General features: G+C 62.8%; 37 protein-coding genes. 27 read left to right on the forward strand and 10 right to left on the reverse strand.

The genetic code is table 11. From position 1 onward, the window contains the following. Positions 1–29: 29 nt before the first annotated feature. From DIE15_RS08280 to DIE15_RS08295, 4 genes are all read right to left on the reverse strand, one after another. Entirely contained in the window at positions 30–281 is a 252-nt protein-coding gene (locus tag DIE15_RS08280) for a hypothetical protein (protein ID WP_124832917.1), read from the reverse strand. Positions 282–361: 80 nt separating this feature from the next. Beyond that, positions 362–637, reverse strand: a complete 276-nt coding sequence (locus DIE15_RS08285; RefSeq protein WP_124832918.1) for a hypothetical protein — start codon at positions 635–637, stop codon at positions 362–364. Between the two features lie 133 nt (positions 638–770). Continuing rightward, a complete protein-coding gene (locus DIE15_RS08290; protein ID WP_124832919.1) occupies positions 771–1,031 on the reverse strand; it encodes a hypothetical protein in 261 nt (86 codons plus the stop codon). Positions 1,032–1,112: 81 nt separating this feature from the next. Further along, entirely contained in the window at positions 1,113–1,577 is a 465-nt protein-coding gene (locus DIE15_RS08295; RefSeq protein WP_124832920.1) for a hypothetical protein, read from the reverse strand. Between the two features lie 82 nt (positions 1,578–1,659). Between DIE15_RS08295 and DIE15_RS08300 the strand changes: the two genes are divergently transcribed. Continuing rightward, complete coding sequence (locus DIE15_RS08300; protein WP_124832921.1) at positions 1,660–1,923, forward strand: YdaS family helix-turn-helix protein; 264 nt, start codon at positions 1,660–1,662, stop codon at positions 1,921–1,923. A gap of 132 nt (positions 1,924–2,055) precedes the next feature. On the opposite strand, the gene DIE15_RS08305 is transcribed toward DIE15_RS08300, so the two are convergent. Next, complete coding sequence (locus tag DIE15_RS08305) at positions 2,056–2,538, reverse strand: hypothetical protein (protein WP_124832922.1); 483 nt, start codon at positions 2,536–2,538, stop codon at positions 2,056–2,058. Between the two features lie 59 nt (positions 2,539–2,597). Between DIE15_RS08305 and DIE15_RS08310 the strand changes: the two genes are divergently transcribed. Further along, complete coding sequence (locus DIE15_RS08310; protein ID WP_124832923.1) at positions 2,598–2,819, forward strand: hypothetical protein; 222 nt, start codon at positions 2,598–2,600, stop codon at positions 2,817–2,819. Between the two features lie 291 nt (positions 2,820–3,110). On the opposite strand, the gene DIE15_RS08315 is transcribed toward DIE15_RS08310, so the two are convergent. Further along, the gene (locus DIE15_RS08315) at positions 3,111–3,362 is read right to left on the reverse strand and encodes a hypothetical protein (RefSeq protein ID WP_260428213.1); all 252 of its coding nucleotides are present in this window, start codon (positions 3,360–3,362) and stop codon (positions 3,111–3,113) included. 178 nt (positions 3,363–3,540) lie between these two features. Between DIE15_RS08315 and DIE15_RS08320 the strand changes: the two genes are divergently transcribed. After that, the gene (locus DIE15_RS08320) at positions 3,541–3,846 is read left to right on the forward strand and encodes a DNA-binding protein (protein WP_260428214.1); all 306 of its coding nucleotides are present in this window, start codon (positions 3,541–3,543) and stop codon (positions 3,844–3,846) included. Positions 3,847–3,974: 128 nt separating this feature from the next. Here DIE15_RS08320 and DIE15_RS08325 read toward each other — a convergent pair whose 3' ends face one another. Next, positions 3,975–4,529: a hypothetical protein gene (locus tag DIE15_RS08325; RefSeq protein ID WP_124832924.1), complete on the reverse strand. Its 555-nt coding sequence runs from the start codon at positions 4,527–4,529 to the stop codon at positions 3,975–3,977. A gap of 203 nt (positions 4,530–4,732) precedes the next feature. Continuing rightward, a complete protein-coding gene (locus DIE15_RS37575) occupies positions 4,733–5,368 on the reverse strand; it encodes a DUF4145 domain-containing protein (RefSeq protein WP_260428215.1) in 636 nt (211 codons plus the stop codon). Between the two features lie 92 nt (positions 5,369–5,460). Here DIE15_RS37575 and DIE15_RS08335 point away from each other — a divergent pair, with 92 nt between their 5' ends. Genes DIE15_RS08335 through DIE15_RS08350 form a run of 5 tightly spaced genes read left to right on the forward strand, consistent with a single transcriptional unit; the run spans position 5,461 to position 8,518 of the window. Further along, a complete protein-coding gene (locus DIE15_RS08335) occupies positions 5,461–6,573 on the forward strand; it encodes a YdaU family protein (protein WP_260428216.1) in 1,113 nt (370 codons plus the stop codon). Beyond that, positions 6,570–7,046 (forward strand): RusA family crossover junction endodeoxyribonuclease, encoded by a 477-nt coding sequence (locus tag DIE15_RS08340; protein ID WP_124832925.1) that lies wholly within the window; start codon positions 6,570–6,572, stop codon positions 7,044–7,046. The genes DIE15_RS08335 and DIE15_RS08340 overlap by 4 nt, the downstream gene beginning before the upstream one ends. Before the next feature lie 10 nt (positions 7,047–7,056). Continuing rightward, entirely contained in the window at positions 7,057–7,233 is a 177-nt protein-coding gene (locus tag DIE15_RS36915; protein WP_185734399.1) for a hypothetical protein, read from the forward strand. A 4-nt stretch (positions 7,234–7,237) separates the two neighbouring features. Continuing rightward, positions 7,238–7,822: a DNA-binding protein gene (locus DIE15_RS08345; protein ID WP_124833093.1), complete on the forward strand. Its 585-nt coding sequence runs from the start codon at positions 7,238–7,240 to the stop codon at positions 7,820–7,822. Further along, entirely contained in the window at positions 7,823–8,518 is a 696-nt protein-coding gene (locus tag DIE15_RS08350; protein WP_124832926.1) for a hypothetical protein, read from the forward strand. It abuts the gene before it with no gap. 94 nt (positions 8,519–8,612) lie between these two features. Here DIE15_RS08350 and DIE15_RS36920 read toward each other — a convergent pair whose 3' ends face one another. Both DIE15_RS36920 and DIE15_RS08360 read right to left on the reverse strand, forming a co-directional pair. Further along, positions 8,613–9,020 (reverse strand): hypothetical protein, encoded by a 408-nt coding sequence (locus tag DIE15_RS36920; protein ID WP_185734401.1) that lies wholly within the window; start codon positions 9,018–9,020, stop codon positions 8,613–8,615. 62 nt (positions 9,021–9,082) lie between these two features. Continuing rightward, a complete protein-coding gene (locus DIE15_RS08360) occupies positions 9,083–9,313 on the reverse strand; it encodes a hypothetical protein (RefSeq protein WP_124832927.1) in 231 nt (76 codons plus the stop codon). A 136-nt stretch (positions 9,314–9,449) separates the two neighbouring features. Here DIE15_RS08360 and DIE15_RS08365 point away from each other — a divergent pair, with 136 nt between their 5' ends. The 19 genes from DIE15_RS08365 (at position 9,450) to DIE15_RS08450 (ending at position 24,424) form a co-directional block, all read left to right on the forward strand. Then, positions 9,450–9,740 (forward strand): I78 family peptidase inhibitor, encoded by a 291-nt coding sequence (locus DIE15_RS08365; RefSeq protein WP_124832928.1) that lies wholly within the window; start codon positions 9,450–9,452, stop codon positions 9,738–9,740. 115 nt (positions 9,741–9,855) lie between these two features. Then, positions 9,856–11,139, forward strand: a complete 1,284-nt coding sequence (locus DIE15_RS08370; protein WP_260428217.1) for a site-specific DNA-methyltransferase — start codon at positions 9,856–9,858, stop codon at positions 11,137–11,139. 4 nt (positions 11,140–11,143) lie between these two features. Next, the gene (locus DIE15_RS08375) at positions 11,144–11,539 is read left to right on the forward strand and encodes a hypothetical protein (protein WP_124832929.1); all 396 of its coding nucleotides are present in this window, start codon (positions 11,144–11,146) and stop codon (positions 11,537–11,539) included. Next, entirely contained in the window at positions 11,490–13,034 is a 1,545-nt protein-coding gene (terL, locus tag DIE15_RS08380; protein WP_124832930.1) for a phage terminase large subunit, read from the forward strand. The genes DIE15_RS08375 and terL overlap by 50 nt, the downstream gene beginning before the upstream one ends. A 3-nt stretch (positions 13,035–13,037) precedes the next feature. Then, complete coding sequence (locus DIE15_RS08385) at positions 13,038–14,465, forward strand: DUF1073 domain-containing protein (RefSeq protein ID WP_124832931.1); 1,428 nt, start codon at positions 13,038–13,040, stop codon at positions 14,463–14,465. A gap of 73 nt (positions 14,466–14,538) precedes the next feature. Continuing rightward, a complete protein-coding gene (locus tag DIE15_RS08390) occupies positions 14,539–15,207 on the forward strand; it encodes a phage minor head protein (protein WP_185734403.1) in 669 nt (222 codons plus the stop codon). Next, positions 15,204–16,424, forward strand: coding sequence for a DUF2213 domain-containing protein (locus tag DIE15_RS08395; protein ID WP_124832933.1), 1,221 nt, complete (start codon positions 15,204–15,206; stop codon positions 16,422–16,424). The genes DIE15_RS08390 and DIE15_RS08395 overlap by 4 nt, the downstream gene beginning before the upstream one ends. 30 nt (positions 16,425–16,454) lie before the next feature. Beyond that, positions 16,455–16,961 (forward strand): hypothetical protein, encoded by a 507-nt coding sequence (locus DIE15_RS08400; protein WP_124832934.1) that lies wholly within the window; start codon positions 16,455–16,457, stop codon positions 16,959–16,961. 4 nt (positions 16,962–16,965) lie between these two features. Further along, positions 16,966–17,943, forward strand: a complete 978-nt coding sequence (locus DIE15_RS08405) for a DUF2184 domain-containing protein (protein WP_124832935.1) — start codon at positions 16,966–16,968, stop codon at positions 17,941–17,943. Positions 17,944–17,952: 9 nt separating this feature from the next. Further along, positions 17,953–18,387, forward strand: coding sequence for a hypothetical protein (locus DIE15_RS36925; protein ID WP_185734405.1), 435 nt, complete (start codon positions 17,953–17,955; stop codon positions 18,385–18,387). Then, positions 18,384–18,767: a DUF4054 domain-containing protein gene (locus DIE15_RS08415; protein ID WP_124832937.1), complete on the forward strand. Its 384-nt coding sequence runs from the start codon at positions 18,384–18,386 to the stop codon at positions 18,765–18,767. Before DIE15_RS36925 ends, DIE15_RS08415 begins: the two co-directional genes overlap by 4 nt. Then, positions 18,764–19,234, forward strand: coding sequence for a hypothetical protein (locus tag DIE15_RS08420; RefSeq protein WP_124832938.1), 471 nt, complete (start codon positions 18,764–18,766; stop codon positions 19,232–19,234). The genes DIE15_RS08415 and DIE15_RS08420 overlap by 4 nt, the downstream gene beginning before the upstream one ends. Beyond that, positions 19,218–19,589 (forward strand): hypothetical protein, encoded by a 372-nt coding sequence (locus tag DIE15_RS08425; protein ID WP_124832939.1) that lies wholly within the window; start codon positions 19,218–19,220, stop codon positions 19,587–19,589. Before DIE15_RS08420 ends, DIE15_RS08425 begins: the two co-directional genes overlap by 17 nt. Then, positions 19,564–20,055, forward strand: coding sequence for an LIC_12616 family protein (locus tag DIE15_RS08430; RefSeq protein WP_124832940.1), 492 nt, complete (start codon positions 19,564–19,566; stop codon positions 20,053–20,055). Before DIE15_RS08425 ends, DIE15_RS08430 begins: the two co-directional genes overlap by 26 nt. Then, positions 20,052–21,554 (forward strand): DUF3383 domain-containing protein, encoded by a 1,503-nt coding sequence (locus DIE15_RS08435; RefSeq protein ID WP_124832941.1) that lies wholly within the window; start codon positions 20,052–20,054, stop codon positions 21,552–21,554. Before DIE15_RS08430 ends, DIE15_RS08435 begins: the two co-directional genes overlap by 4 nt. A gap of 59 nt (positions 21,555–21,613) precedes the next feature. Continuing rightward, positions 21,614–22,048 (forward strand): phage structural protein, encoded by a 435-nt coding sequence (locus tag DIE15_RS08440; RefSeq protein WP_124832942.1) that lies wholly within the window; start codon positions 21,614–21,616, stop codon positions 22,046–22,048. Beyond that, complete coding sequence (locus tag DIE15_RS08445) at positions 22,048–22,539, forward strand: phage tail assembly chaperone (RefSeq protein WP_124832943.1); 492 nt, start codon at positions 22,048–22,050, stop codon at positions 22,537–22,539. The genes DIE15_RS08440 and DIE15_RS08445 overlap by 1 nt, the downstream gene beginning before the upstream one ends. Next, complete coding sequence (locus DIE15_RS36930) at positions 22,536–22,676, forward strand: hypothetical protein (protein WP_185734409.1); 141 nt, start codon at positions 22,536–22,538, stop codon at positions 22,674–22,676. Before DIE15_RS08445 ends, DIE15_RS36930 begins: the two co-directional genes overlap by 4 nt. Continuing rightward, positions 22,673–24,424: a hypothetical protein gene (locus DIE15_RS08450; protein WP_124832944.1), complete on the forward strand. Its 1,752-nt coding sequence runs from the start codon at positions 22,673–22,675 to the stop codon at positions 24,422–24,424. Before DIE15_RS36930 ends, DIE15_RS08450 begins: the two co-directional genes overlap by 4 nt. Positions 24,425–24,432: the final 8 nt, after the last annotated feature.

Here is a 24,432-nt window from a genome sequence, read left to right on the forward strand (position 1 = left end):
GGAGTTGTGTTTTGCATGTCGATCCCGCCTTACGCGTGCAGCGCTTCGGGTACGTCGACGTAGATGTGCGTGCCGCACTCGAAGTCAGCATCGACCGTCGCGACGGCCATCGGCGCGAAGAAGCGCGCGACGCGCGCACCGGCGGCCGGGTCGTAGTCGTCGAAAGAGAAGGTGAAGGCGCGGGAGCCGCGGATCGTGAACTCGAGCGGCCGACCGGCAATGGCCCGAAGGCTCGATTCGAGGCGGGTGAGCTCGGCTGCTGCGGTACTGATCGTAGTCATGGTCGTCCATCGGTTGAGTGGCGATGGACGAATATTACCAAAGAGTCATATCAAGTCAATACCAAACAGTTATAATTCCCCTACAGATACGGGTACCGTTTCCGGAGGTCATGGATCACGTCGCCAGCGGTTGCGACAAGATCCTCGAGGAACATCAACTTGGAACGGACGTAGTCTTCGGTGATTTCAAGTTCGCGGGTATTTTTTGACGTGCGCGTAAGTGTCGCTGTCGGCGCCGGCAGGGGATGGGCGTTACGTTTCGGGCGTCGCTTTTTCTGGGCGCGACCAGTCGGCTTAGGCGGACCGTAATCACCGCGCGCTGCGCGATAATCCGCAATTGAAGTGATGTCGGCCATGGGACATCCTCACGGCCTGAATGGGGACGCGTGCATGCGCGTGTCCGCGCCCCGTGTGACGGGGGCAGAGACATATCGCAAGGCACGCCTTTCTCTCACGCTGCCTCCCTCGTCGCGGTTGTTGAATTTGATCTCAATCAGCCGAGCGACGTCTCTTGTTCTGTCTGATTTCGACGAAAGTTTTCCATTGGTGAACAGTCCACAGGTGCCAGTAGCGCGGGTGAAAGACCATCGTGTGGTACGTAAGGCCAGCCGGGACACCAAATAGCGTGCAGTATTTGGCGGCGATCTCGGCGCGGATGGCATGTGTGACCAGCGGTGTTGCGCACGCGATCATGATCAGTTCGAGCAGAAAGTTCTCGATTATGAAGTCCCCGAATGTAGTCAGCGGCATAGGTCAAATCTCAAAAAAATTATTGTTGATAAATTAAAACTATCGAGATGGCGAGAAAATAGCCGCTTTCGCGGCTACGTATTACTTAGATGACGTACGCCTCTGTGATGCGGCATTTTCATTCTGTTCACCTGTTCTCTCCGAATCGGTGAACGAAAATTTCTCGCGATGCTGGGGGCGTGTAGCTTCTGCAACTGGTACAACAAGCAATTCAATGCCGCGGACGATTCGGTCAATTTCACTGGTGGGCCGTCCGCTAAGGACTGCCCGGACTCGGTTGATGTAGGCCGCCAGGGGATCTGCAACCGCCGTGGTCTCTGTTGTCACAACACCATCACCCGACTCGTCCAGCCATCCTTTCGGAAGCCCGACTGCTAGCTCGATCTTCCGCGCCTTCTTTTCTCCGAACGATTTCCGGCCGTTGAGCATGCCGGAAATTTCGCTCTGGCTCTCGCCGGACTCCTTCAGGAAGTCGACTTGGCGCCCGTGATAGCGGGTTGCGATGAGGTGGCCGAGCCTTGCCCGGCGGACGTCTGGTAGGTCCATAGTCAATTATCCCGAGCCATGACCAAAAGGTAAAACTCTGAAAGGTGTTGAAAAACAATCACCATTTGGTAATATTCGGGTCATGGAACAGCTACGTGAATTTCTGAAAGGGATGTCCCGTGCCGAACAGGTGGCGTTTGCCGAGGCCTGCGGCACGACGATCGGCTATATCCGAAAAATGCTCAGCCTCGGCAGGCCTCTCGGTGCTGACACGTGTGTTGCGATCGAACGCGAATCTCGACGCATTGTGACCCGCAAGCACTTGCGTCCTGGCGACTGGCACCGGTACTGGCCCGAGCTCGTGGCTGTCGGAGCGCGGACAGCACCGCATCAGGAGGTGGCGTGACCAACATCACCCTTACATCGCTGGTATTCCACCGGAACGGTGTATTCGCCGAACTTGTGATCGATGTCGACGAGTTCTGGATTCCATTTCCGCACGACCGCGGCGGGCTGCACTTTCGCAACGTTGACTCACTTACACCCCGTGTGAGCGCGCGAACGTTTGAATTAGTTGCAGTGCTGCCGGCCAATTCTCCAGTCCCGCATCCACGAGCTTCAGTGTCAGGTGTTTTATGGTCTCGCCGCGCAGCGATCGCAACTGATCAAGCAATCGGTGCTTTTCAGGCTCAGGCAGATTTGCAGCCTCGATCCGCTGACCAATCAGCTCTTTCAGGGTGTCCTCGTGGAGCTTGACCGTCACAACGTCGAGCATTGCGGAAAGGCCGCCGTCGTCCTCGAGAAAGTCGAGGCCGCGGGAAGTAATGCGCACGTAGATGCCTTGAGATTGCACGTTCCAGGTCAGCAGCCCGTGCCCGTCGAGGTACAGCGCGTTCGCGCGAAAGGCATCGTCGCCGTACTTTTCAATGAGTCCTTTCCACGGCTCGCTTGGCATTGCCTTTGGGAACGTTTCGGCCAGAGCTTCAAGAATTTCGCGTTGCAGCGCTCGGTTCATTTTCATATTCAGTCTCGGATGAATTCAAGAAAGCCAAATTTCTCGATGCATAGGGTAGTGCTTCGTTGCCTCGGCCTCGGCCTCGGCCTCGGCCTCGTCGCGTCGCGTCGATCGGCGCGCTGCCGGCGGCCGGCAATGTCCTCGATCCCGTCTGCCTGTACCTCGCGGGCCGCGAGTGCACGACGAGCGAGGCGCTCGCCGTTGGCTTTCTTGCCGGCCTGGTCTTCAACCTCGCGCTGATGTTCGTGATGGAAGACGCGGTGAACCGTTCGAAGGAGGTGGCGTGATGCGACGCATTGCCACTCGTCTTCGTGCTGCGTACGGCCGCGTGCTCGCGCGTTTTGTGCCTTCGGCACTCGACGCACGCGTGGCGCGGCCGCTCAAGCCGATTTCCGCGTCGCCGCCGGCGGCCGCGTTCTGGCGCGCGGGGGACGCTCGCCAGCCCAACCCGGCGCGCGCCGGCTTCGCAGTGACCAGCGACCTCGAGCTTTTGCCGTTATCGGCCTCGATGACTGGCAGGCGCGTTGTGGCGATTGTTCTGTTCGGCCGCGAAGAGCTCAACGCAGCCGAACGCATCGTCACGGCTCGGATTGCTCCGAACAGAGCCGATCCAGCGCTTCGTGATTGCCTCCGAGACGCTGTACGTAAATGTCGGGACAGTCGCCTGTCACCGGGTGAACAACCTTGACGACCTCGAACATGGCCGCCGAGTTCGGGCGCTCTGGAAACTCGATCCATTCGCCGCGACGAGGGGGAACGACGAAGCTGCATTCGCCGATAGACGCCCCGGTTTTCGCGTCGATAACAAGCATTTCGTAGGTGCCGTGCACGCGTACTCCTTTCGTGAAGGGTTGTTGAAGTGAGTAGCAACGAGTCTCCCACGTCAGCGAGCACGCTTATCTCCTTAAAGCCGCCTCTGGCGGTTGTGTGTTTCGTGTCCATGAACACAGCGTATCCGGCGCTGAGTTCATGGGCATTCCTTAGTTTTTGAATTGATGGTGAATGGTCATGAATCAGCCGATGTCATTGGTGATGCGCGCCAGCATCGCAGCGGCAATCCGCGCCGCGCTCAACGATCCGAAGAAGAAGCAACGCCTCCTGGAGGCGACGGGGTGGGACGAATCTATGCCGTCGAAGCTCGTGCAGGAGAAGCCGGCCGGCATCACGCTCGACAAGCTCGACGCGCTGCTCGCGGCACTCGATCACGTCGTTGTGACGCGCGACTACCTCGACGCGATGTGTACGATGGGGAAGGTAGGCATGTTCTGCGAATGCGCGCGCTCCGGTGGCGGTGAGTGCGGCGCGGGGCGCTGATCATGCGTGACCAGTTCGAGCGCGGCACGCACCGGTGCTCACTTTCACGAAAACCCGATGCGCGGCGCACTCGATTGTTTCGCGCAGCAGTGGGGTTGCGGCCGGGCCGCGGAGAACAATCCGGGAGGTCAGGCGTGAATTTTCGATCCGATCGATTCGTTAACTGCTTGGCTTTCGCGTTCACAAACCCGAACCGCATGGGTGAGAAGATTTTCGGCCTCAACAAGTGCCGTTACGACGATTCCCAGCGAGCGCAATTGTTCGTCGAGCGTCGAAATAGAAATGGATTCCTTGTCGAGCATTGCCCGCGCGATGTCGACGCGATCCTGAGCGCCTGCGATCTGAACGGCGGTGTGCCCGGGGAGTGCAGCGAGGCTCCGAAGCTCGTCGAACGAGCACTTTTCAATCGATTGGAGCGTGTGCGCATACATCAGAAAGTGAGCAGGATAGATGTCGCCGTTCAGCTTCGACTGTGCAAACTCTCTGACGCTGCTCACTGCATCTTTGAGCAACCCCAATCTGTAGGTGACGCTGGCGGCTGTCAAACGAGCCATGAGCAGATCGTCCTGAGTGCGTTTTCGCCGGTCCGACGTCGTGATGTAAAGCGCAGCGACGACGGCCGCCCATGTGCCGAGTACGCTGGCAACGTCCCAGAAATCCTTCGCCGAATGGTCGGCATGCATTGCCGAAGTCCATATGCGTGCGAGCGCAAAGAAGGCAATGCAAACCAGCAGTGCAACGACTGCCAAATGAACCATTTCCCATGCGCGCCTCATGGATCCCCCGCACTTGAATTTCGGGGGATCGTAACATGGCGGAGGGAGATCACATGACGCTTATTGCGCCACGGCGCGTGCTTTCGCGTCCAGAGGATGATTGTCGAGACTTATTCGGTTTTCGGATTGAGGCGAAGGCGAATTTTTTCCGGCAGCGTGTACAGGTACGTCAACAGGAGACGAGTGAATTCCATGAGTTCACCAGCCGACTCTTTGGTGAACTCCTCTTCTTCGTGCAGCGCGTCGTTTCCGTCGAGTCGTACTCGATGAGCCCACGCCTGTATGTCCTTTGTGATTTTGCCCTCTGTCGCGAGCTTATCGATTCGCTTTTCAAGTTTCCACGCCTCGATTTCCGGCGTGTATTTTTTCAGGGCGATTTCGAGGCAGCGGCGAAACATCGCTGCGCCGGGAGTATAGTCGCCGCGGCCAAGACACCTCGTTCCTTGCTCGAAAGCACGAGCTGCGGCGTCCGGGACATGCTCGGGCGTTGGGATGACTTCCGGCTTCGGGTAGAGCGCGACCACTCGATACTCGTGATGTGCGTTCAGACTCGTCGCGCAGTTCGTCGGATTCGAACGTGGCCCATCAGACGCCCATACCACTGCAGCAATGGGATCGCCGCATGCAGGACACGTTGCCAGAAGGTTCCAGAAGTCGGCCCGCTTAGGGTGCACGGTCGCGCCGATCGGAACGAACGCAGCGAGGGATGCGCCGCAGTGGGGGCAATCGTGGACGATCGTAGCCATGCGCTGTTCTCTCCGATTGTTGGATCTGCTACAGACACGCTGATTCATCTTATCTCATCGGCGAAGGTCAGAAGTGAATTGGAGATAGCTGCGTGAAAGATCTCCCGATTCCTCTCACGGCTGCCGACTGCGATCTCCGTGACTTTGCATTCATGCCGCTCGATGTCGTGCGCCTGCGCGACAGCGACATCGCAGCGCTGTCCACCGGCGAAGAGTTCCGCGCGGCCGTGTTGCTTTGGTGTGCGTCCTGGCATCAGGTGCCGGCGGCGTCGCTGTCGGACGACGACCGTGTGCTGTCTCAGCTCGCCGGATATGGCCGTGTTGTTGCCGAGTGGAAGAAGGTGCGGGACGGCGCGCTGCGCGGCTGGGTGAAGTGTGCCGACGGCCGCCTGTATCACCCAGTGGTTGCTGAAAAAGCGAACGAGTCTTGGCGAGCGAAGCATCGGCACGCCTACACGAAGCTCGAGGATCGCGTCCGCAAACAGAATAAGAAGCGGGCAGAAATCGGCCTTGTTCTGCTGGAAATCCCTGACTTCGATACATGGATTTCCATTGGATTTCCGACGGAACGCGATCTCTTTCCAACAGAAACACCCAAGCCTTCCCCTGGAATTTCTGATCGTTCCGCTGGAATTCCACCGGAAAACGTTCTTAAGGGAGAGGGACAGGGACAGGGATATGTAAACCCATACGGCGGCGGCATAGCACAGGACAGTGGTAGCGATCACGGTCCGAGCGATTCGCCCCCTGCCGCCGCCGCTTTGCTCGAAACGCTGGCTGCGCACGGCATCGATGCCGCGCCGGACGATCCGCGTGTCACTGCGTGGGTCGCGGCCGGTGTCACGCCAGCAATGCTCGTGTCCGCGATCGCCGAGGCGCGCAAGCGGCGCGCGAAGGCGCAGTCGCCGCAGCCGGTGAATGTCGGATTCCTTGATGCGATCGTCGGCGACGTGCTCGCCGCACGCGCCACGCCGTCGGCCGCTACCGGCATGACTACGGCGGACTGGTGGCGATCGTGGTCCGGGATCGTCGCGAAGGGCACCGAGCTCGACGTGACCCAACGCGACGACGAGCCCGACATGGATTTTCGTCTCCGCGTCTACCGCGCCGCTGGCAACGGTCCGTGGTGGGACGAACTCGATCGAAGGTTTCGCAATACCGCTGGCCCAGTCAAGGCCGGCGAAATTTTGGAGAACGGCCGATGAGCCATGAACAGCAAGTTCCGAACGCGTCGTCGCCGGTCGCGCGCCGCGTCGAGTTCACGGTGCCCGGCAAGCCGGTGGCGAAGGGGCGTGCACGCTTCTCGCGGCATGCCGGCCACGTGCGCACGTACACGCCCGAGACGACGGAGCGCTACGAAAACCTCGTGAAGGTAACCGCGGGCGCGGCGATGCGCGGCGCGCGACCGTTCGAGGGACCGGTGCGCCTGGTCGTGCATATCGGCGTGCCGATTCCGACGAGCTGGTCGCAGCGTCGCCAGACGTCGGCGGCGGCCGGACTGATCGGCGCGACGAAGAAGCCCGACTGGTCGAACGTCGTGAAGGCGATCGAGGACGGCCTCAACGGCGTGGCGTACGTCGACGACGCGCAGATCGTCGACGGGTGGGTGTCGAAGCGGTACGCGCGCACGCCGGGTGTGCGAGTCGAAGTGATCGAGTTGAATTTGGAAAAGGCGTGAGGTGAAAACGATGAGCGATCTCGAACAGCTGATGATGATTCGCGGGATGGTGGCGATGATGCCGGCCGACCAGCAGGACAGGGTCGAGGCCGCGCTTGTGGACCTGCGCGCGGTGCTGAATCAGCACGGCGAGCCGGGCATGCTTGCGCTGGCGATTGCGGGCGCCGAACTGGCATCGCAAGGGTAAGGGCATGGACGAAATTCGATTCAAGAGCGGGTTCGACGCGGTGCGCTTCGCGATGTGCTACTCGCTGCAGCAGTACGGCGAGACGATGATGGCGAAGCGTCTGCGCGGCGAGTCGATCGGCACCGGCATGGGACTCGTGGGCCTCGACGGCGCAGGGCAGGCGGGCCAGATCCGGCGGCACCTGTGGGAGCTGCCCGAGCTGCACCTGTCCGTGGTCATCGCACGCGCGGCGCCACGCGATCTCCCGTGCTCGTGTGGCGCGGCATGCTGCAGCGGCCGGACGCCGAACCTCGAATGGCAGGCCGCGATCGCGTGGCTGACCGAAGCCTCTGCGGCATACTGCTCGGGGTTCTCGCACTATCGGCTCCGGCGAAGCATCGTCGAGAAAGTCTTCGGCATGAAGAAGAACCTCGAGGAAATCGCAGCGGATTGCGATGTACACGAAAACACCGCATGCGCTCAGAACGTGGCAATCAAGCGGTGGCTCTTGGGAAATCGGAAGGACGGTACCATTGGCGTGACCGACGTGGCGTGGGCCGTCCTTGAGCGCCGATTTGAGGAGCTTGGAATCTTGGAGGTAACGAGCTGAATGGGCGCATGGCCTGATTCGAAGAAGAGCGCATTTTCGTCCGAATCGGTCGCGCGCAGCCGAAAGGAAAAGCGGAAGGCTGCGCGCTTGGATGAGCGGCGCGAGAACGAGGCAGCAATGTTCGCCGCCGGTCGCGTTGTCTCGTCTCCCATTCGCGATCGCAATCACGAGAGAAACACAAAGCTGTATCGCCAGATCATGGCGAAACTTCGTGGACCGGAGTTCAGTGCCTGGTATGAGGCGACGACGGGGGAGTCGGTAGATGAATGGCTCTCGGACGTCGCAATGTCGCCCGCGGAGTTCATCGAACGCTTCCCGAAGGCGCGCATGAGCCAGTTCGAATGGGTTGAGGATCGAATTCGACGCGTCGCGGAACTCCACCCTTGGACGGATCCGGAGCGGCGCGAGCAGTGGGGTGAGACAGTCGCAACCTGCGAAAGCTACCGCGAGCGGCGCCGAATGCTGATCCGGCTCGGGACGCCGCGGTGGGCGAGCATGTCAGCCATGATCGCGATTTATCGGCGGCGGGCGGAGATTGAGCAGGAGACCGGCGTCCCGCACGACGTCGATCACATTGTCCCGATCGTGAATCCGCTCGTGTGTGGACTGCATTGGGAGGGGAACCTGCGGATCATCCCGGCCAGTCACAATCGGTCGAAATCGAACTCGTTCGATCCTGATCCACCGATTGCTTGACACGCCGGGAAAAAATCACAACAATCCTCAATATTCGATACACGTCATACGTGCGTCCAGAGACAAAAAGCCCGCCTTGAGCGGGCTTTTCAATTTACGCGTGTAGGATTGCGTTCAAGTTGGAAAAACAGAAATCATCCTGAGGGCATCCGTTTTCATCTTCACCGACTTGTTCACGGAGCAGGTTCGCTAACCCGATTGACGTGGAAACTGGAATGCGCGGGTAGCCTGCTTCGAGCGCGGCATTCACTTGATGGAAGCCCTCAATCCATTCCATTTTCCTGTCTTCGTGCGGTACCACCAGCGGGATTTCGAATTGTCCCTTCTTAAGGAGAGCCGCACGCCGGTCAACTTTGGCGGGATTGTAGTAGTACGCGTCGGTTTCCTTCATCGCGGCTTCGAGTTTTTTTGCGTCGGCGATCACGATTGCGATGGGTTCGCCCGGCTTGAATTTGGAGCTTAGGTTGTCCAGCTTTTCGTGGAACAGAGTGCACTGAATCATAGTTTTCCCTAAAAATTTAGCGCCTTGGAGCCCGCTGAGCGAAAGTCAGCGGGCTTTTTCAATTACCGCCAGTGAGCTTTCACGATAAGTCGCCACCTGATCGGCTGCCCTGCGTCATGAACATGATGATCCTGTGGCGGCAGAGCGTGACCTAACGTCGAAACCGCGCTGCCGCCGCATACCTCACAGCGGTAAATCCCGGAATGAGGAGTGATTGCTCCGGGATGGTGCAAAAGATCAAATTCGTTTCCGTTTTCCTGATGCAGCGTGTTCAGATACTTGTAGTACGCCATCGACGGTCTCCTTGCATTTGGTGCCGGCTTTCACCCGGCTCGACGATTCTACGCCGGCAACTTGTACCCGGGTGCCGGTCAGACCGTTCACGATTGCCATGCGTTTTCCCATGTATATTGGTTGCTCCACACCAACATGGAGACCAAAAAAATGCCGAATGAAAATCAGCCGAACGGCGGCCCCGGCCCAGTCGATCCGCCTTGGCCCGTGAATGCGCGCGCTGGCGATGATCGATGGACGCATTGGCCTTGGTCCTACAAGACAGCTCCCGCCTTGATCAAGGATCTGATTGGACGTCCGGTACGGGTCGTGAAAGTGGGTGATGCAGTTACGCAAGACGTCGTGCCTGGGCGAGTCACCGTGATGGTTGGTACCGACGGTCGTATTGACGATATTTTGGTCGACGCATCGCTTCCAGATAAATGATTGTGAGCGCGTAAGAAAGCCCGCTGAGCGAAAGCCAGCGGGCTTTTTCGTTGGCGCGGGTGGTTACGCAGTTTGCTGTTGTGGCCGTTTTTTTCATCTATAAAAAGGGCCTAGAGTGCAAATTTCCTGCCGTTCCATCGACAGCCTCATCCCCTACGCCCGCAACGCGCGGACCCACTCCGAAACGCAGATAGCGCAGATCGCCGCCAGCATCGAGGAATTCGGCATGGTCGGCGCCATCGTTGTGCGCGACGGCGTCATCGCGAAGGGGCACGGCACGCTCGCCGCGATCCGGAAACTCTACGGCGCAGGCAAGCGCCTGTATCCACCGCCGGGTCACTCGCGCGGCGCCGACCCCTTCGCGGACGGCGACGTGCCCGTGATCGACGCGTCCGGGTGGACCGAGACGCAGTTCCGCGCGTTCGTCATCGCCGACAACCAGCTCGCGTTGATGGCGGGATGGGACGACGAGCTGCTGCGGCTCGAAGTGACCGAGCTGCGCGACGATGGTTTCGACGTGGACCTACTCGGGTTCGAGGCCGTCGATCTGGCGCGGTTGATCGAGCAAGGTGGTGGTGGATTGACGGACGAGGACGAAGCGCCGGAGCCTCCGGAAACACCGGTGTCGGTGGTGGGGGACATTTGGTGCTGCGGCAGACACCGCGTGATGTGCGGTGACTGCCTGCACGCGGACAGCATCACAGCGGTGATGGACGGCAATCTCGCGGATCTGATCGTCACCGACCCTCCGTACAACGTCGCGTACGTCGGAAAGACCGACAAGCGCATGACGATACAGAACGACGCGATGCAGGCCGATGAGTTCGGGGCGTTCTTGTTTGCCGCGTATCAGGCGATGTTCGATGCCGTGAAGGGTGGTGCCGGCATCTACGTGTTCCACGCGGATACCGAGGGCCTAGCGTTCCGGCGCGGGCTCATCGACAGCGGCTTCAAGTTGGCGCAGTGCTGCGTGTGGGTGAAGCAATCGCTGGTGCTCGGGCGACAGGATTATCACTGGCAGCACGAACCAGTGCTGTACGGCTGGAAGCCCACTGCGAAGCACCGTTGGTACGCAGACCGTAGCCAGTCGACCGTTTGGTCGTTCGATCGTCCAACACGCAATGATCTGCATCCGACGATGAAGCCCGTGGCTGTCGTCGAATACCCGATCCGAAACAGCAGTCGTGACGGCGATATCGTGCTCGACACGTTTGGGGGTTCTGGAACGACGCTGATAGCTTGCGAGAAGTCTGGTCGTTGCGCTCGGTTGATCGAACTCGACCCCGGCTACTGCGATGTCATCATCGCGCGGTGGCAGGCGTTCACCGGATTGCAGGCCACGCATGCGGAGAGCGGCGCAACATTCGAGGAGGTCGCTGCGAATCGGCGGCCAAGGTAGAGCAATGGCACGACCGAGTTTCAAGGCCACTCCGACGCAGAGCGCGCTCGTCGAGCAGTTGGCGGCGTTCGGCATCCCGCAGGAGGACATGGTCATGCTCATCGTTGATGCGAACGGGAAGCCGATCTCGGTGCCGACGCTGCGCAAGCACTTTCGCCGCGAGCTGACCGAAGGGCTCGTGAAGGCGAACACGAAGGTCGCGCAGGCGTTGTTCAAGAAGGCCGCCGGCGGCAACGTGGCGAGCATGATTTTCTGGCTGAAGACCCGCGGCGGATGGAAGGAAACGCCGCAGTCGGTCGAACTGACAGGGCAGGATGGCGGCCCGGTCGTACAAAGGACGCACATCGTGGATGAACGGGAAGTCAAAGCGGCGCTCGACAAGCTCCAGCGCGAATTCTGAGCACGTCCATCCGGACGTCGAGCGCACCGTCGCGAAGCAGCTGTGCGAGCGGGATCACCTGTTCTTCACGCGGTATTTTTTCAAGCACCGCCAGGGCATCAAGTTCCGCGTCAACTGGCACCACGTGCTGATCGCGGACGTGATCCAGCGCGTCATCGATGGCACGACGAAGAACGTCGTCATCAACGTGTCGCCAGGCTCGTCGAAAACCGAGATGGTGGTGATCAACCTGATCTCGCGCGGCCTCGCGTTGAATCCGTGGGCGCGGTTCCTGCACATCTCGTATTCCGATGACCTCGCGTTGCTCAACAGTGAGACGGCGCGCGAGGTTGTCGAGTCGGACGAGTATCAGGAGAAGTGGCCGTATGCCATCGCAGCTGACGCGAAGTCGAAGAAGCGCTGGAACGTCGTCGTCAACGGGAAGAAGGCGGGCGGCGTCTACGCGGTGTCGCTTGCCGGCCAGATCACAGGCTTTCGTGCCGGCCACATGGCCGAGGGGTGGCAGGGCGCCATCATCATCGACGACCCGTTGAAGGTGGAGGACGCGTACAGCAAGACATACCGCGACAAGGCGAACCGGAAGCTGCTGTCGACGGTGAAGAGTCGGAAGGCGAACCCCGACACGCCGATCATCGTGATCATGCAGCGCCTGGCCGAGGAAGACCCGACCGGCTTCATCAAGGAAGGCAACCTGCCCGGCGAATGGGAGTTCGTCGAGATCCCGGCGCTGATCACCGACGAGTATGTCGAGGCGCTGCCGGAGCGCGTGCGGAAGCTGGTTGAACTGTCGGAGAAGGACGCCGACGGGCGGTTCAGCTACTGGCCGTACAAGGAACCGCTGGCCGACCAGCTCGATATGGAGCGCGTCGCGCCGTACGTGCACTCGGGGCAGTACATGCAGCGTCCATCGCCGCTCGGCGGCGGGATCATCAAGGGCGCGTGGTTCCCGCGGTACACGACGCTGCCGCGCATCCTCTATCGGAAGATCTTCGTCGATACGGCGCAGAAGACGGCCGAGCGGAACGACTACTCAGTGTTCCAGTGCTGGGGCGCCGGCGACGACGGCCGCATCTACCTGCTCGACCAGATCCGAAGCAAATGGAAGGCGCCGGACCTGCGACAGGCCGCGCTCGACTTCTGGGCGAAGCACAAGCCCTATGACCACCGCATGAGTGGCCCGCTGCGCGAGATGGTGATCGAGGACAAGGCGAGCGGAACGGGGCTGATACAGGACATTCAGAAAAACGGCCTGATTCCCGTGCGGCCGTTGCCGCGCGACACCGACAAGCTGCGCCGCGTGATGGACGTCAACAGCTACTGGGCAGCCGGCCTCGCGCTGATCCCGGCGGATGCGCCTTGGGTGCTCGACTTCGTGAACGAGCTGAACGCGTTCACGGCCGACGACACGCACGCGCACGACGACCAGATCGACCCGCTGATCGACGCAACCACCGACATGCTGGCGAACGCCTCCGACTGGAGCGCATGGAACTGACGAATGTTCGAGAAACTTTTTAACCGCGCGGCGCGGGCACGCGGCCCGGGCGTGCGCACGGGCGACGCGCTGTCGAACCTCGTGGCCGGGATGATGACGTCCCGCGACAAGCGCTCGCACAGCAAATTCCGCCGCGGCGACATCATCGACCGCGAAGAGCTGACGGTGATGTATCGCCACAACTGGCTCGCGCGGAAGATCGTAGACGCGCCTGCAGAGGACATGACGCGCGAGTGGCTGAAGCTGGAAACCGACGATGAGGACTCGAAGCAAAAGCTCGAGAAGGCCGAGAAGCGTTACGGCCTGATCGCGCGCGTGGGCGACAACCTGAAGTGGGGGCGTCTGTACGGCGGCTCGGCGCTGTATGTCTCGATCGCCGGTGACGATCCGGCGCAGCCGCTGCGCGTCGACAAGATTCGGAAGGGCTCGCTGCTCGGCTTCGTCGTGCTGGACCGCTGGCAACTGATGCCCGACACGCTGCTGATGCAGATCGATCTCGAACGACCGGACTACTGGCGGCCGACGCGGTTTCGCGTCGCCAACACGAGCCAGGCGATTCACAGCAGCCGCTTGATTTTCGCCGACGGCGCGCTGTTGCCGTGGGACGAGCTGCGCCGCAACCAGTACTGGCACGACAGCGTACTGCAGGCTGCCTACGACGAACTGCGCAACGACGAGACGGTCGCCGGAAGTACGGCGTCGATGATGTTCGAGGCGATCGTGAACGTGCTGCAGGTCGATGGCCTGCGCGAAATGCTCGCGACCGACGAAGGCACGAAGATGGTGCAGAAGCGGTTCGAGCTCGTCGCGATGCTGAAGTCGTTCATCGGTATGACGCTGCTCGACAAGAACGACACGTACGAGCAGAAGACGATCTCGTTCTCGGGGCTCGACGCTGTCGGTGCGATGTTCCAACAGCGCGTCGCGGGCGCGGCCGACATTCCGGCGACGCGGCTGTTCGGCCAGGCTCCGAAAGGGCTGAATGCGACCGGCGACAGCGATATCCGCAACTACTACGACGGCCTGAAGTCGCGGCAAGAGCAGGAGCTGCGCCCGCAGGTCGAGTTGATCTACGACGTCATGTCGATGTCGATGCTCGGCCGCCGTCTCGACGATCTGGTGATCGAGTTCAACCCGCTCTGGCAGCTGACGGAGGCCGAGCAGGCTGCCGCCGACAAGGCACGCGCGGAGACGGACAAGCTGTACTTGGTCGACATGGGCCTGCCGATGGAACGGCAGATCATGACCCGCCTGCAGGCGAACGACACCTACCAGATCACCGACGAGGATATCGACCTCGCCGTGAGCCTCAACGAACCGCTCGAGGAAGAACCCGATGGAGATGAGCCTGGCGAATCTGGCGCGGGCGAACCGGGTTCGTCGACGGCGCCTGTCACGCGTCCGACTGAGCCGGCCAAACCGGCGAGCTGAAGGCTGGTATCGCACGCAACTGCTCGCGGTCGTGCGTGCGTGCGCGGACGCGGTGCGCGCTGACGTGCTGCCCGTGTTGAAGCGCAACGAGGCCGAATACAGCTACACGGCCGACGACATGGCGAGCGCGTTCGTGCGCGCGCTAAACGAGGCGCTCGACGCGGCAGCGGCGCGCGTTGCGGCGAACGTCGCGGCGCGTGCGCGATTGCTCGCGCGGCGCATGACCGAGATCTGCGACGAGAGCGCCACCGAGGCGTTACGCGCCTCCGTGAACGCAGCCATCGGCGTCGATATTCGGGCCGCGCTCCAGATGCAGAACCTCGGGGGCGTGCTGGAGGCGGCCGCCGCAACCAACGTGCGGCTGATCAAGTCGGTGCCGCAGCAGTACTTCGAGCGCATCGCAACGCAGGTGCTTGTGTCGGTCCAGCAGGGCCAGCGCTACAGCGCCATCGTCGAATCGATCCAGCGCGAGACGGGTGTGACCGAGAGCCGCGCGAAGCTGATCGCGCGCGACCAGACGTCGAAGCTCAACGCGGCCGTCACGGAGGCCCGGCAGACCGCGCTCGGGATCGAGGAATACGAGTGGCAGACCAGCGGTGACGAGCGCGTGCGCGACAGCCACGCCGACAACGACGGGAAGGTGTTCCGGTGGGATTCGCCGCCGGAGACCGGGCACCCGGGCCATGACGTGAACTGCAGGTGCGTGGCGGTGCCGCGCTTTAGATTGGACGACGAGGAATGAGCAAACGCATACAGCACACGTTCGACGCGGCGCTGGGCGAGCGTCGGCGCACGCCCGAGGGATATCTCGTGGCGCCGGCCGTCATTGCCCGCACGGGCATCCAGATCTATCTCGCGCACGAGCTCGGCCTCGACGGCGACCCGATGCGCGAGGTGCGGGTCTACCGGCCGCCGGAGGAAGTGTTCCATCCGGACGCGATCGCATCGTTCGGCAACCAGCCGATCACGATCGACCACCCGCCGGACGGCGTCACGGCGGACAACTGGCGAGAGCTGTCGGTCGGCCAGATGGTCGCGCCGCAGCGTGTCGGCAATCTACTGCGCGGCGAGGCCCGAATCATGGACGCCGACGCCATCGAGCAGGTCGAGTCGAAGGTGCGCGAGGAATTGTCCGGCGGCTACAGCGCCTGGTACGACTGGACTCCCGGCGTTACGCCAGAAGGCGAGCCCTACGAGGGCATGCAGCGCGACATTCGCGGCAACCACACGGCGCTGGTGCGCCGCGGCCGGTGTGGGCCCGTGTGCCGCGTCGGAGATTCACAACCATCCACCCCGAAAGGAGCAACAGCAATGCCGATCCAGATCACGATCGACGGCATCCCGTTCAGCCTCGACGAGGCTGCGGCGGCGGCCGTCAACAACCTGAACAAGCGGCTCGCCGATTCGACGGCTACCGTCGCCGACCTGAACGCGCGCCTCGATCGCAAGATCAAGATCCGCAGCAAGACGATCGCGTTGCGCGACACCGAGGAACTGGAGGACGAAGTCGAAGAGCTGGAGGACGAGCTCGAAGAAGCGCAGAAGGACGCCATGACGCCGCAGCAGCGCGACGCGATGGTCGCGGACTGGGCGCAAATGCTCGAAGGCGGCAAGCGCATCGCGCCGACCATCGACGCGAAGGGCAAGACGTGTGCGCAGTACCGCCGCGAGGTCATTAAGTCGCTGTACGGCGACCACAAACCCGTCGTCGATGCGGTGCTGGGCGGCAAGACGGTCGACGCGGCGGATGACGCGACGTTGCGCCAGGCATTCGGCGTGCTGTCGGCCACGGTCGGCGCAAGGCAGACGGGCGAGAACGGCACGCGCCGCGACCCGGTCATCGACACGCTGAACCAGTCGAAGCAGGTGAAAGACACGGGCGACGGTGGCGGTGCCCAGAAGACGGCCGACGCCGCGCGCACCAGTTTCATCGACCGCATGAACGGACGCGCGCAGTAACGCGTGGCACAACCAACCGGAGCAAACCACATGAATCGCATCAACCTGGCCGACTACGCGCCGGCGCAGTTCGAGCGCGGCATTCCCGGCCTGATCGTCGACAACAACACGGCGACGATTTTCAACTGCACGAACCGCGGCACCGCGCCGATCGAGTTCGGCGTCGCAGTTTTCTTCACCGACGTGGCGGGTGAGTATGTCCTGCCCGGCGACGCACGCGCGACGAAGTTCGCGGGCATCTCGGTGCGTCACGTCACGTTCACGGCGAACCTCGAGGGCGAAGTGTTCTACAAGCCGGACGTGACGCTGCCGGCGATGCAGGACGGCCGCATCTGGGCCACGTGCACGGACGGCTGCAATCCGCGGGATCCGGTGATGTTTGCCGACGACGGCATGCTTTCCGCGGCGAAGGGCACGCAGATCGCGGGCGCCGAGTGGGAATCGAAAACGGAGCCGGGTCAGGTCGGCGTCGTCGTCATCAATCGTGTGCCGGGCCTGACCGTGCCGGTCGCAACGCCCGATACGAAGGGGGAGTAACCGAATGAACCGCAGAAAGATCATCCTCGATAGTCTGCGCCGCCTGCCGGCGCTGAACATCGATTCCGAGCCGGGCCTCGCGTTTCTCACGTCGCAGCTCGAATACCTCGAAACGCAGGTGTACGAGAAAAAGCGTGAGCCGCTCGACTACGAGGCGCTTGTGCCGATCTCGACCGAGGCAGGGCCGCACGTCGAGTCGATCGTCTACCGCATGAAGGACTTCGTTGGTCGCGGCAAGCGACACTCCGGCCAAGGCGGAGATATCCCGCGCGTCGACGTGTTCTACGGCACGAAGTCGGTGCCGGTGGTCGGTAGCGCGATCGGCTACGCGTACACGTTCGCGGAATTGCGCACGGCAGCCGCGCTGAACCAGCCGCTCGATGCAGACCGTCAGGAAACCGCGATGCGGGCGTGGCGTGCACACATGAATCAGGTCGGCCTCTACGGCGAGGAAGGCGAGCGCGGTGAAGAGCCGCTGACGGGCCTGTTCAATGCGCCGGAGGTGCCGCAATCGAGTGCCGGTGTCGACCTGATGACGGCATCCCCCGGCCAGGCGCTGGAATTCATCAACGACCACATCGCGCAGCTCTGGATGACGACCCGTCGTAACAGCGTCGTCGACACCGTTGCGATGCCGGGCCGCGTGCTGGCGCGCCTGTCGAGCACGCCGCGCTCGGACAATTCGGACACGACGATTCTCGAGTTCATTCGCCAGAACAACCTGTCGAAGACCGAACGCAACATCGACGTCCAGTTTCGCGCGGCCGCGGATCTTGAAACGGCCGGTAAGGGCAAGACGAGCCGCATGATGTTCTACGAGAAGAACCGCGAGAACCTCGTGTTCCACATTCCGATGGCGCTGCTGTTCCACGCGCCCGAGCAACGCGGTCTCGAAATGCTCGTGAATGGCGAGTACCGCTATTCGGGCGTGGAATTCCGCTACCCGAAGACGGCGATGTATGTCGACGACGTGATGGGTTGAGGGGGCGCCATGCCGGAAATCAAGAACACGACCCGGGCGGCCTCGGTGATCCGCGTATTCGGCCAGGTCTTCGAGATCCCGCCGGGCGCTACCCGCCCGGTGCCGGATACGGTGTGGATGACGTTCAAACGCGGGCGCGCCGCGTGCGCACAGATCGCTGACGGCGAGCTCGTCGACGTGACGCCAAAGCCGGTCGCCGCCGATATCCCGCTCAACGATCCGGCGCCGCCGGCGCCTGGCGGTAAGGGAGAGCAGGAGGCGAGCGGCCAGCTCGGCGCCGGTGGTCCGGAGCAGCCGGAGCAGCCGGAGCAGCCGGAGCAGCCGGAGCAGCCGGAGCAGCCGGAGCAGCCGGAGCAGCCGGAGCAGCCGCTGACGGACGAAACCGGGGAAGGTTCCGCCGAAACGCCGACGCCGGCGCCGAGGCGTGGCCGCAAGACGACGTGAGCGCGGCACGAGGGGCGCCGGTCACCGTTGCCGACGTGCGAGCCCGGTTCGCCGCGTTGTCCAAGCCGTTCGACGACGACGTTGTCGAGCTCGCGATCGAGGACATTCAACCGTACTTCGATCGCGTGCGGTGGGGGGGCTTCTACCAGCGCGCCGCGTGCGGGCTCGTGATGCACTTCCTCATGATGGCGCGCGCCGCGGAGCGCACCGGTGGCAAACCGGTGCTCACGGCCACGTCGAAGAAGGCGGGCGAGGTGCAGGCGAGCTATGCGGTGCCTGCCGCGTTGATCGGTGACGACGCGTGGTTTGCGTCGACCGTCTGGGGGCAGGAATACCTGCGTCTGCGCCGCATCGTCGGCGCAGGAGGGTTGGTGGTGTGAGCGATTCCAACTTTCCCGGCCTCGACCGGCTGATCGCGATGCTGGACCGGACGGCGAAGCGCGAGGTGGTCGTCGGCTATCCGGTGTCCACCGGCGCTGAGCTGCACCCGGGCGCCGACATCACGAACGCGCAGCTCGCCGCGCGCCTGTCCTTTGGTGATCCCGAGAAGGGGCTGGAGCCGCGGCCGTTCATCCCGCAGGGGCTCGCGAACGGATCGAAGCAGATTCAGGATGTTCTCGCGCATGGGCTGCGCCGTGCCGCGCGCGGCGAAGGGTCGGTCGATGCCGCGTATGAGGCGGCCGGTGTCGCCGGCGTCGGGGCGGTGCAGACCGAGGTGCGGAGGGGCAATTTCGCGCCGAACAAGCCCGAGACGATCGCGCGCAAGGGTAGTAGCCGGCCGCTGATCGACGAAGGCAATCTGATTCAGTCCCTCACGTCGGAGGTGCGCGATGCTGGATCTCAGTGACGTTGTGACCGATCCGGATCTCGGCGCGCGCGAGATCGAGATCGACCGTGCGTCGGGCGTGCGGCTGCCGTCCGGCGAATGGGACGAGACGTACACGCCTGGCACGGTGACGGGCGTCGTGCATCCCGCGAGCAAGGTGCAGCTCGAAAGCCGGCCGGAGGGCGAGCGGCATTTTCCAACCATCGCCGTGTTTTGCGACGCGCCACTCGCCGCGCGCGATTTCGTGCATCACCACGGTGCGCGCTGGCGCGTCACGGCGGATTCCGACTGGTCCGACTATGGCTATTACTACGCGCTCGCAACTCGACACGACGCCACTGCGAAACCTCGTGCGGGAGCTTTTGACGTTACCTGACGGCAGCGTTCGGCCGACGTGGGACGCGGGGCCACCAGACGGCGCGCCGTTCGTCGTCGTCAGCGCGGCCGGCGACACGCCGATTGGCACGGCGCACCGCAGTTTCGACGGTGTGCGCGAACTGGAGCGCCTGAGGCGGTCCCTCATGACCGAAGTGACGTTCGAGGCGTTCGGGACGAACGCGTATGCGCTGCTTTCGAAGCTGCAGCTCGCGCTCGAATCCAGCTTCGCTATGTCGTTCCTGAAGAACAAAGTGCGCGCCGCGATGTTGTCCTGCACACGCGTGATCGACGTGTCGGCCGCCGTCGGCGGTGGCCCAGAAGAACGCGCACGCTTCACGGCCACCTTCACCCATTCACACGTCGTCGAGGTCTCGGTGCCGCGCATCGAGCGCGTCGACATCGAGGTTCACACCGAGCGGCACGTCGAACTGATCACCATCGAACCACCAATCAGGGAGCAATGATGCTTTCTCTCAACGAAGTCGTACGAGTCCAGTTGAACACGCAGCCGCGCGCGCCGTCGCGGCGCGACTTCGGCATGACGCTGCTGCTGACGCCCGAGGCCGGCAACGTGTTCAAAGACACCAGCACGCTGTACATCGACGCAGCAGGACAGCCCGACGTCGAGGCAGCGTTCGGGACGAATTCCGAAACAGCACGCGCGGCGCGCCGCTTCATGGCTCAGAGCCCGCGCCCGCGAAGCCTCATGATCGGCCGCTGGCTGAAGGTCGACCGCGGGATTGCGCCCGTGGCAGCCGCGCTGATCGGTTCGCCAGCAACTGCGATGCTGGCCGAGTTCCGCAACGCGAGCGCCGGCTACCTGACGATCAAGCAGGGCGACGTGACGACGAAGGTGAATGGCCTGAACCTGACGAGCGTAATCCGCTTCACGGATGTCGCTGCGGCGATCAATACCGCAGCTGGCGACGATGTTGGCTGGAAATGCTCGTTCGACGAGACGGGCAATCGCTTCGCGATCACGTCCGATACGCCGGGCGCGGGGCCGGAATTCGTGTTCGTCGAAGACGACGGCCAGGTCGGTACGTACATCGGCGCGCTGATGAAGCTCGAGCGAGGCCAAGGGCGCATCGTCTCCGGGAGCGCCGCCGTAGAACTCAAGAAGCAGACCATCCCCGAGGCTGTCGCCGCGATTCAGGACAGGCAGCCGGATTGGTATGCGCTGTCTGTGGCTGACCAACTGCCCGACGACGAGCTCGCAGATCTGTCCGACTGGATTCAGGCGGCGCTCGGCAAGGTGCTCGGCGTCACGACGACGAACCCGCAGCACATCGAGTTCGAGTCTGCGAACGTGTACAAGCGGCTTTACGACAAGGGCAACTACCGTACGGTCGCAACGTACGACAAGACCGACCCCTACGCGATCCTGTCGTTTCTCGCGCGCGGGCTGTCGGTGAACTTCGCGGCGAACAACTCGACGCTGACAATGAAGTTCAAGACGTTGCCGACCGTTGAGGCCGACAACCTGGCGCTGACCGAGGCGAACAAGTGCCGGCGGCTCGGGCTGAACTTCTATACCTACTTCGACGAGGCGGCGATGGTCGCCGAGGGCACCGTCGTGGGTGGCCGCTTCTTCGACGAGATCCACATTCTCGACTGGTTCGTCGACGCGGTGCAGAAGGAAGTGTTCGCCGCGCTGTACCGCAGTCCGACGAAGATCCCGCTCACCGACTTCGGCACGCCGCGGCTCGTCGCGGCGGTCGAAAAGGTGTGCCGCGAAGGGCGGAAGAACGGTGCGTTCGCGCCGGGCGTGTGGAACGGTGATCCGTTCGGCACGTTGGCGACGGGCGACTATCTCGACGAGGGCTTCTACGCCTGGTGCGACACGGTTGACGACCTGTCGACGTCGGACCGTGAAAAGCGGAAGGCGCCATCGATTCAGGTCGCGGTGAAGCTCGGTGGCGCGGTGCACGGTGTCGACGTGCTGGTGAATTTCGACCGCTGATCGTCGCGAGACACAACACGAGCCCCGCTTCGGCGGGGCTTTTTACTGGAGCCTGACAGATGGCTAGTTTTGACCCGAAACAGGTGTCGGTGCTGATCAACGGCGTGCCGATCGACGACTGGGCGGATGGCGGCGACGTGATCCAAGCCGAGCACAACGCGGACGCCGGCGCGCTGACCATCGGCGCCAACGGCACGGGCGTATTCGTCGCGAACCCGGACGAGTCCGGGAAGCTCACGCTGAAGATCAAGCAGCACAGCCCGAACAACAAGTTCCTGACCGGGCTGCGGACCCAGCAGCGGACCAACCTGAAGGCGTTCACGCCGCTCGAGCTTTCGATCCGCGACTTGTTGAACGACGACGTTGTGACGGCCAGCAAGGGCTACTTCACGACGCTGCCGAAGTATGTGCGCGGCACGGCGCATAACCCACACGAGTGGGTGATCGCCTTCGAAACGATGAACATGAAACTTGAAAACGGGCTCGGAAACTGATGGACAAGCAACTCGATATCGAACTCGATGGCGTTCGCTACGTGATGACGCCGGCCGACGCGGTGAGCGCGTGGAACGCCCTGAAAAGTGCAGGCGCGCTGCTGCAGGGCATGCAGGCGAGCGGTTTCGGTTCGGCCGAGAACGTCGACCAGACTGCCATCGTCACCGCGGCGATCTCGACGATCCTGTCGAACCTCGGCCGGCCCGAGGTCGCGCAGCTCGAAGCGATCGTGTGGGGAGCGACGGCCGCATCGGTGGCCGGCGGCAAGCCGTACCGCATCCGCGACAAGTTCAACGAGCACTTCAACGAGCATCGCGGGCACCTGCTCCCGTTGCTGATGGCCGGGATCAAATACCAGTTCAGCGATTTTTTCGGCGCAAGCGCCTTTTCGCGGCTCTTCCGGGATCTGATGGCGCGGTTCCAGAAAGGGAAGACGACGGAATCGACTGGTTCATCTGGGGACCCATCGCCAGGCGATTCAATGGCGTGACGCTGGACCAGCTGCGAACGATCTACACGCTCGCGGACCTGTGCGACATGCACGAGGCGATGCGGGCGTGGGACGACGCGCAGGATGAAGCGCGGCGCGCGCATGAGACAGAAACAGGCACAGGCAGGTTGCGATGACCCTTGATGAATTCGTGGTGAAGCTCGGCGTCGCGGCCGACGTGCAGCAGGCGAAGGCGTTCCGCGAGCAGCTGAGCGGCATCGTGACGGTGGCCGGCACCGCGACGGCTGCGATCGCAGGCCTCGCTGCCGGCGTGACGGCATGGTTCGCGAAGTCGCTCGATGGGCTCGACGAGCTGAATCAGGTCGCGCGCGAGACGGGCGAAAGCGTCGAGTTCATCCAGCGGCTCGGCTACGCGGCCGAGCAGAACGCTTCATCGGTCGGCGCAGCGACGGCGTCGATCAAGGGCATGTCGAAGACGATCGGCGAGGCCGCGTCAGGCGTCGGTCGTGGCGCGAAGGCGTTCGAGCAGTACGGCCTGCGCGCGAAGAACGCAGACGGCTCGGTCAAACAGTTCTCGGAGATCCTTGGGGACGTGCAGGACAAGATGGCGAAGCTGTCGAAGCCGGAGCAGGCCGCATTCCTGTCGAAGATCGGCGCCGACGCGTCCATGCTGCAAACGCTGCGCCTCACGCGCGGCGAACTGCAGGCGCTGTTCGACGAGGCCGACGCGTGGGGCGTGTCGACCACCGAGCAGGCCGACGCAGCCAGCGAATGGAAGGACCAGATGGCCGACCTCGCGTTCGGCTTCGACGCGCTGCGCAGCGACATCGCGGTCGGCATCCTGCCGCAGCTGAAGGCGTTCATCGCCGGGCTGAAAGAGCTGATGCGGAACAACCGCGAGCTGATTCAGGAGGGCATAAGCCGGTTCATCACGATCATGTACACGGCAGGCCAGGTGCTCGTGAACGTGTTCCGGTTCTTCGTCCGGCTGACGGATGGGATCGGTGGCATGCGCGTGGCGCTGCTGCTGGTTGGTGCGGCGCTCGCGTGGTTCCAGCGTGCCGCGTTGCTCGCGTTCGCGACAAACCCCGTGTTCTGGCTCGTCGCGGCGATTGGCGTGCTGCTGTTGCTGATCGACGACTTCATGACGCACCTCGACGGCGGCGAGGCGCAGTTCGGGGAATTCTGGGACGCGTTGAGCGGGCCTATCGCGAGCGTGCGTGCCGAGATCGATGCGTTCGTGCGCGACCTGAGCCGCTGGTGGGCCGAGCATGGCGAGACGGTCCTGGAGATCCTTGGGGAGGTGTGGGATTACCTGAAGCTCGGATTCGCGCAGTCCGTCGCGTTCGTCGGTGCCGTGCTCGGCCAGCTTTGGGACCTGTTCGCGACCGCATTCGGGTTGATGGCCGACCTGCTCGACTGGTTCTTCTCGTTCTTCACCGGCGACTTCGAGGCCGCCGGCGCTGCCGTCGACCGGATGCTGAACCGTGTCGCGGACCTGTTCGTCCACACGTTCCGGCGAATCCGCGAGTTCGTGAAAACCACCATCGAAAACATCAAGAGCTATTTCCCGAGTCTCGGTGGGCTCATCGAGAAAACGCTCGGCGCTGTGGGGCGGTTCTTCGGCGGTGGCGATGTGAACGTGTCCGCGCCGGACAGTCCGGCCGGCGCGGTTGCGTCGGCCGCGCGCGCCGCGGCGCAGCTGCCGCAGCAGGTGAACGCGGCCGCCGCGGGGGCAACGCCAGGCGGGGCGGCGGCATCGCCGGCGGTCAGCAACAAGACCGTGAACGCCAACGTCACGAACAACACGACCGTGCACGTGCAGTCCGACGACGCACGCGCGGCTGCGCGCGAGCTGGAGGTGATGCAGGAGCGGCAGAACCGGCAGGCCATCGTGAACGCGGCCAGCGCCGTTGTGGGTTAGGGGAGGAA

It is taken from the genome of Burkholderia sp. Bp9031, from assembly GCF_003857965.1.
Taxonomy (GTDB): Bacteria; Pseudomonadota; Gammaproteobacteria; order Burkholderiales; family Burkholderiaceae; genus Burkholderia; species Burkholderia ambifaria_A.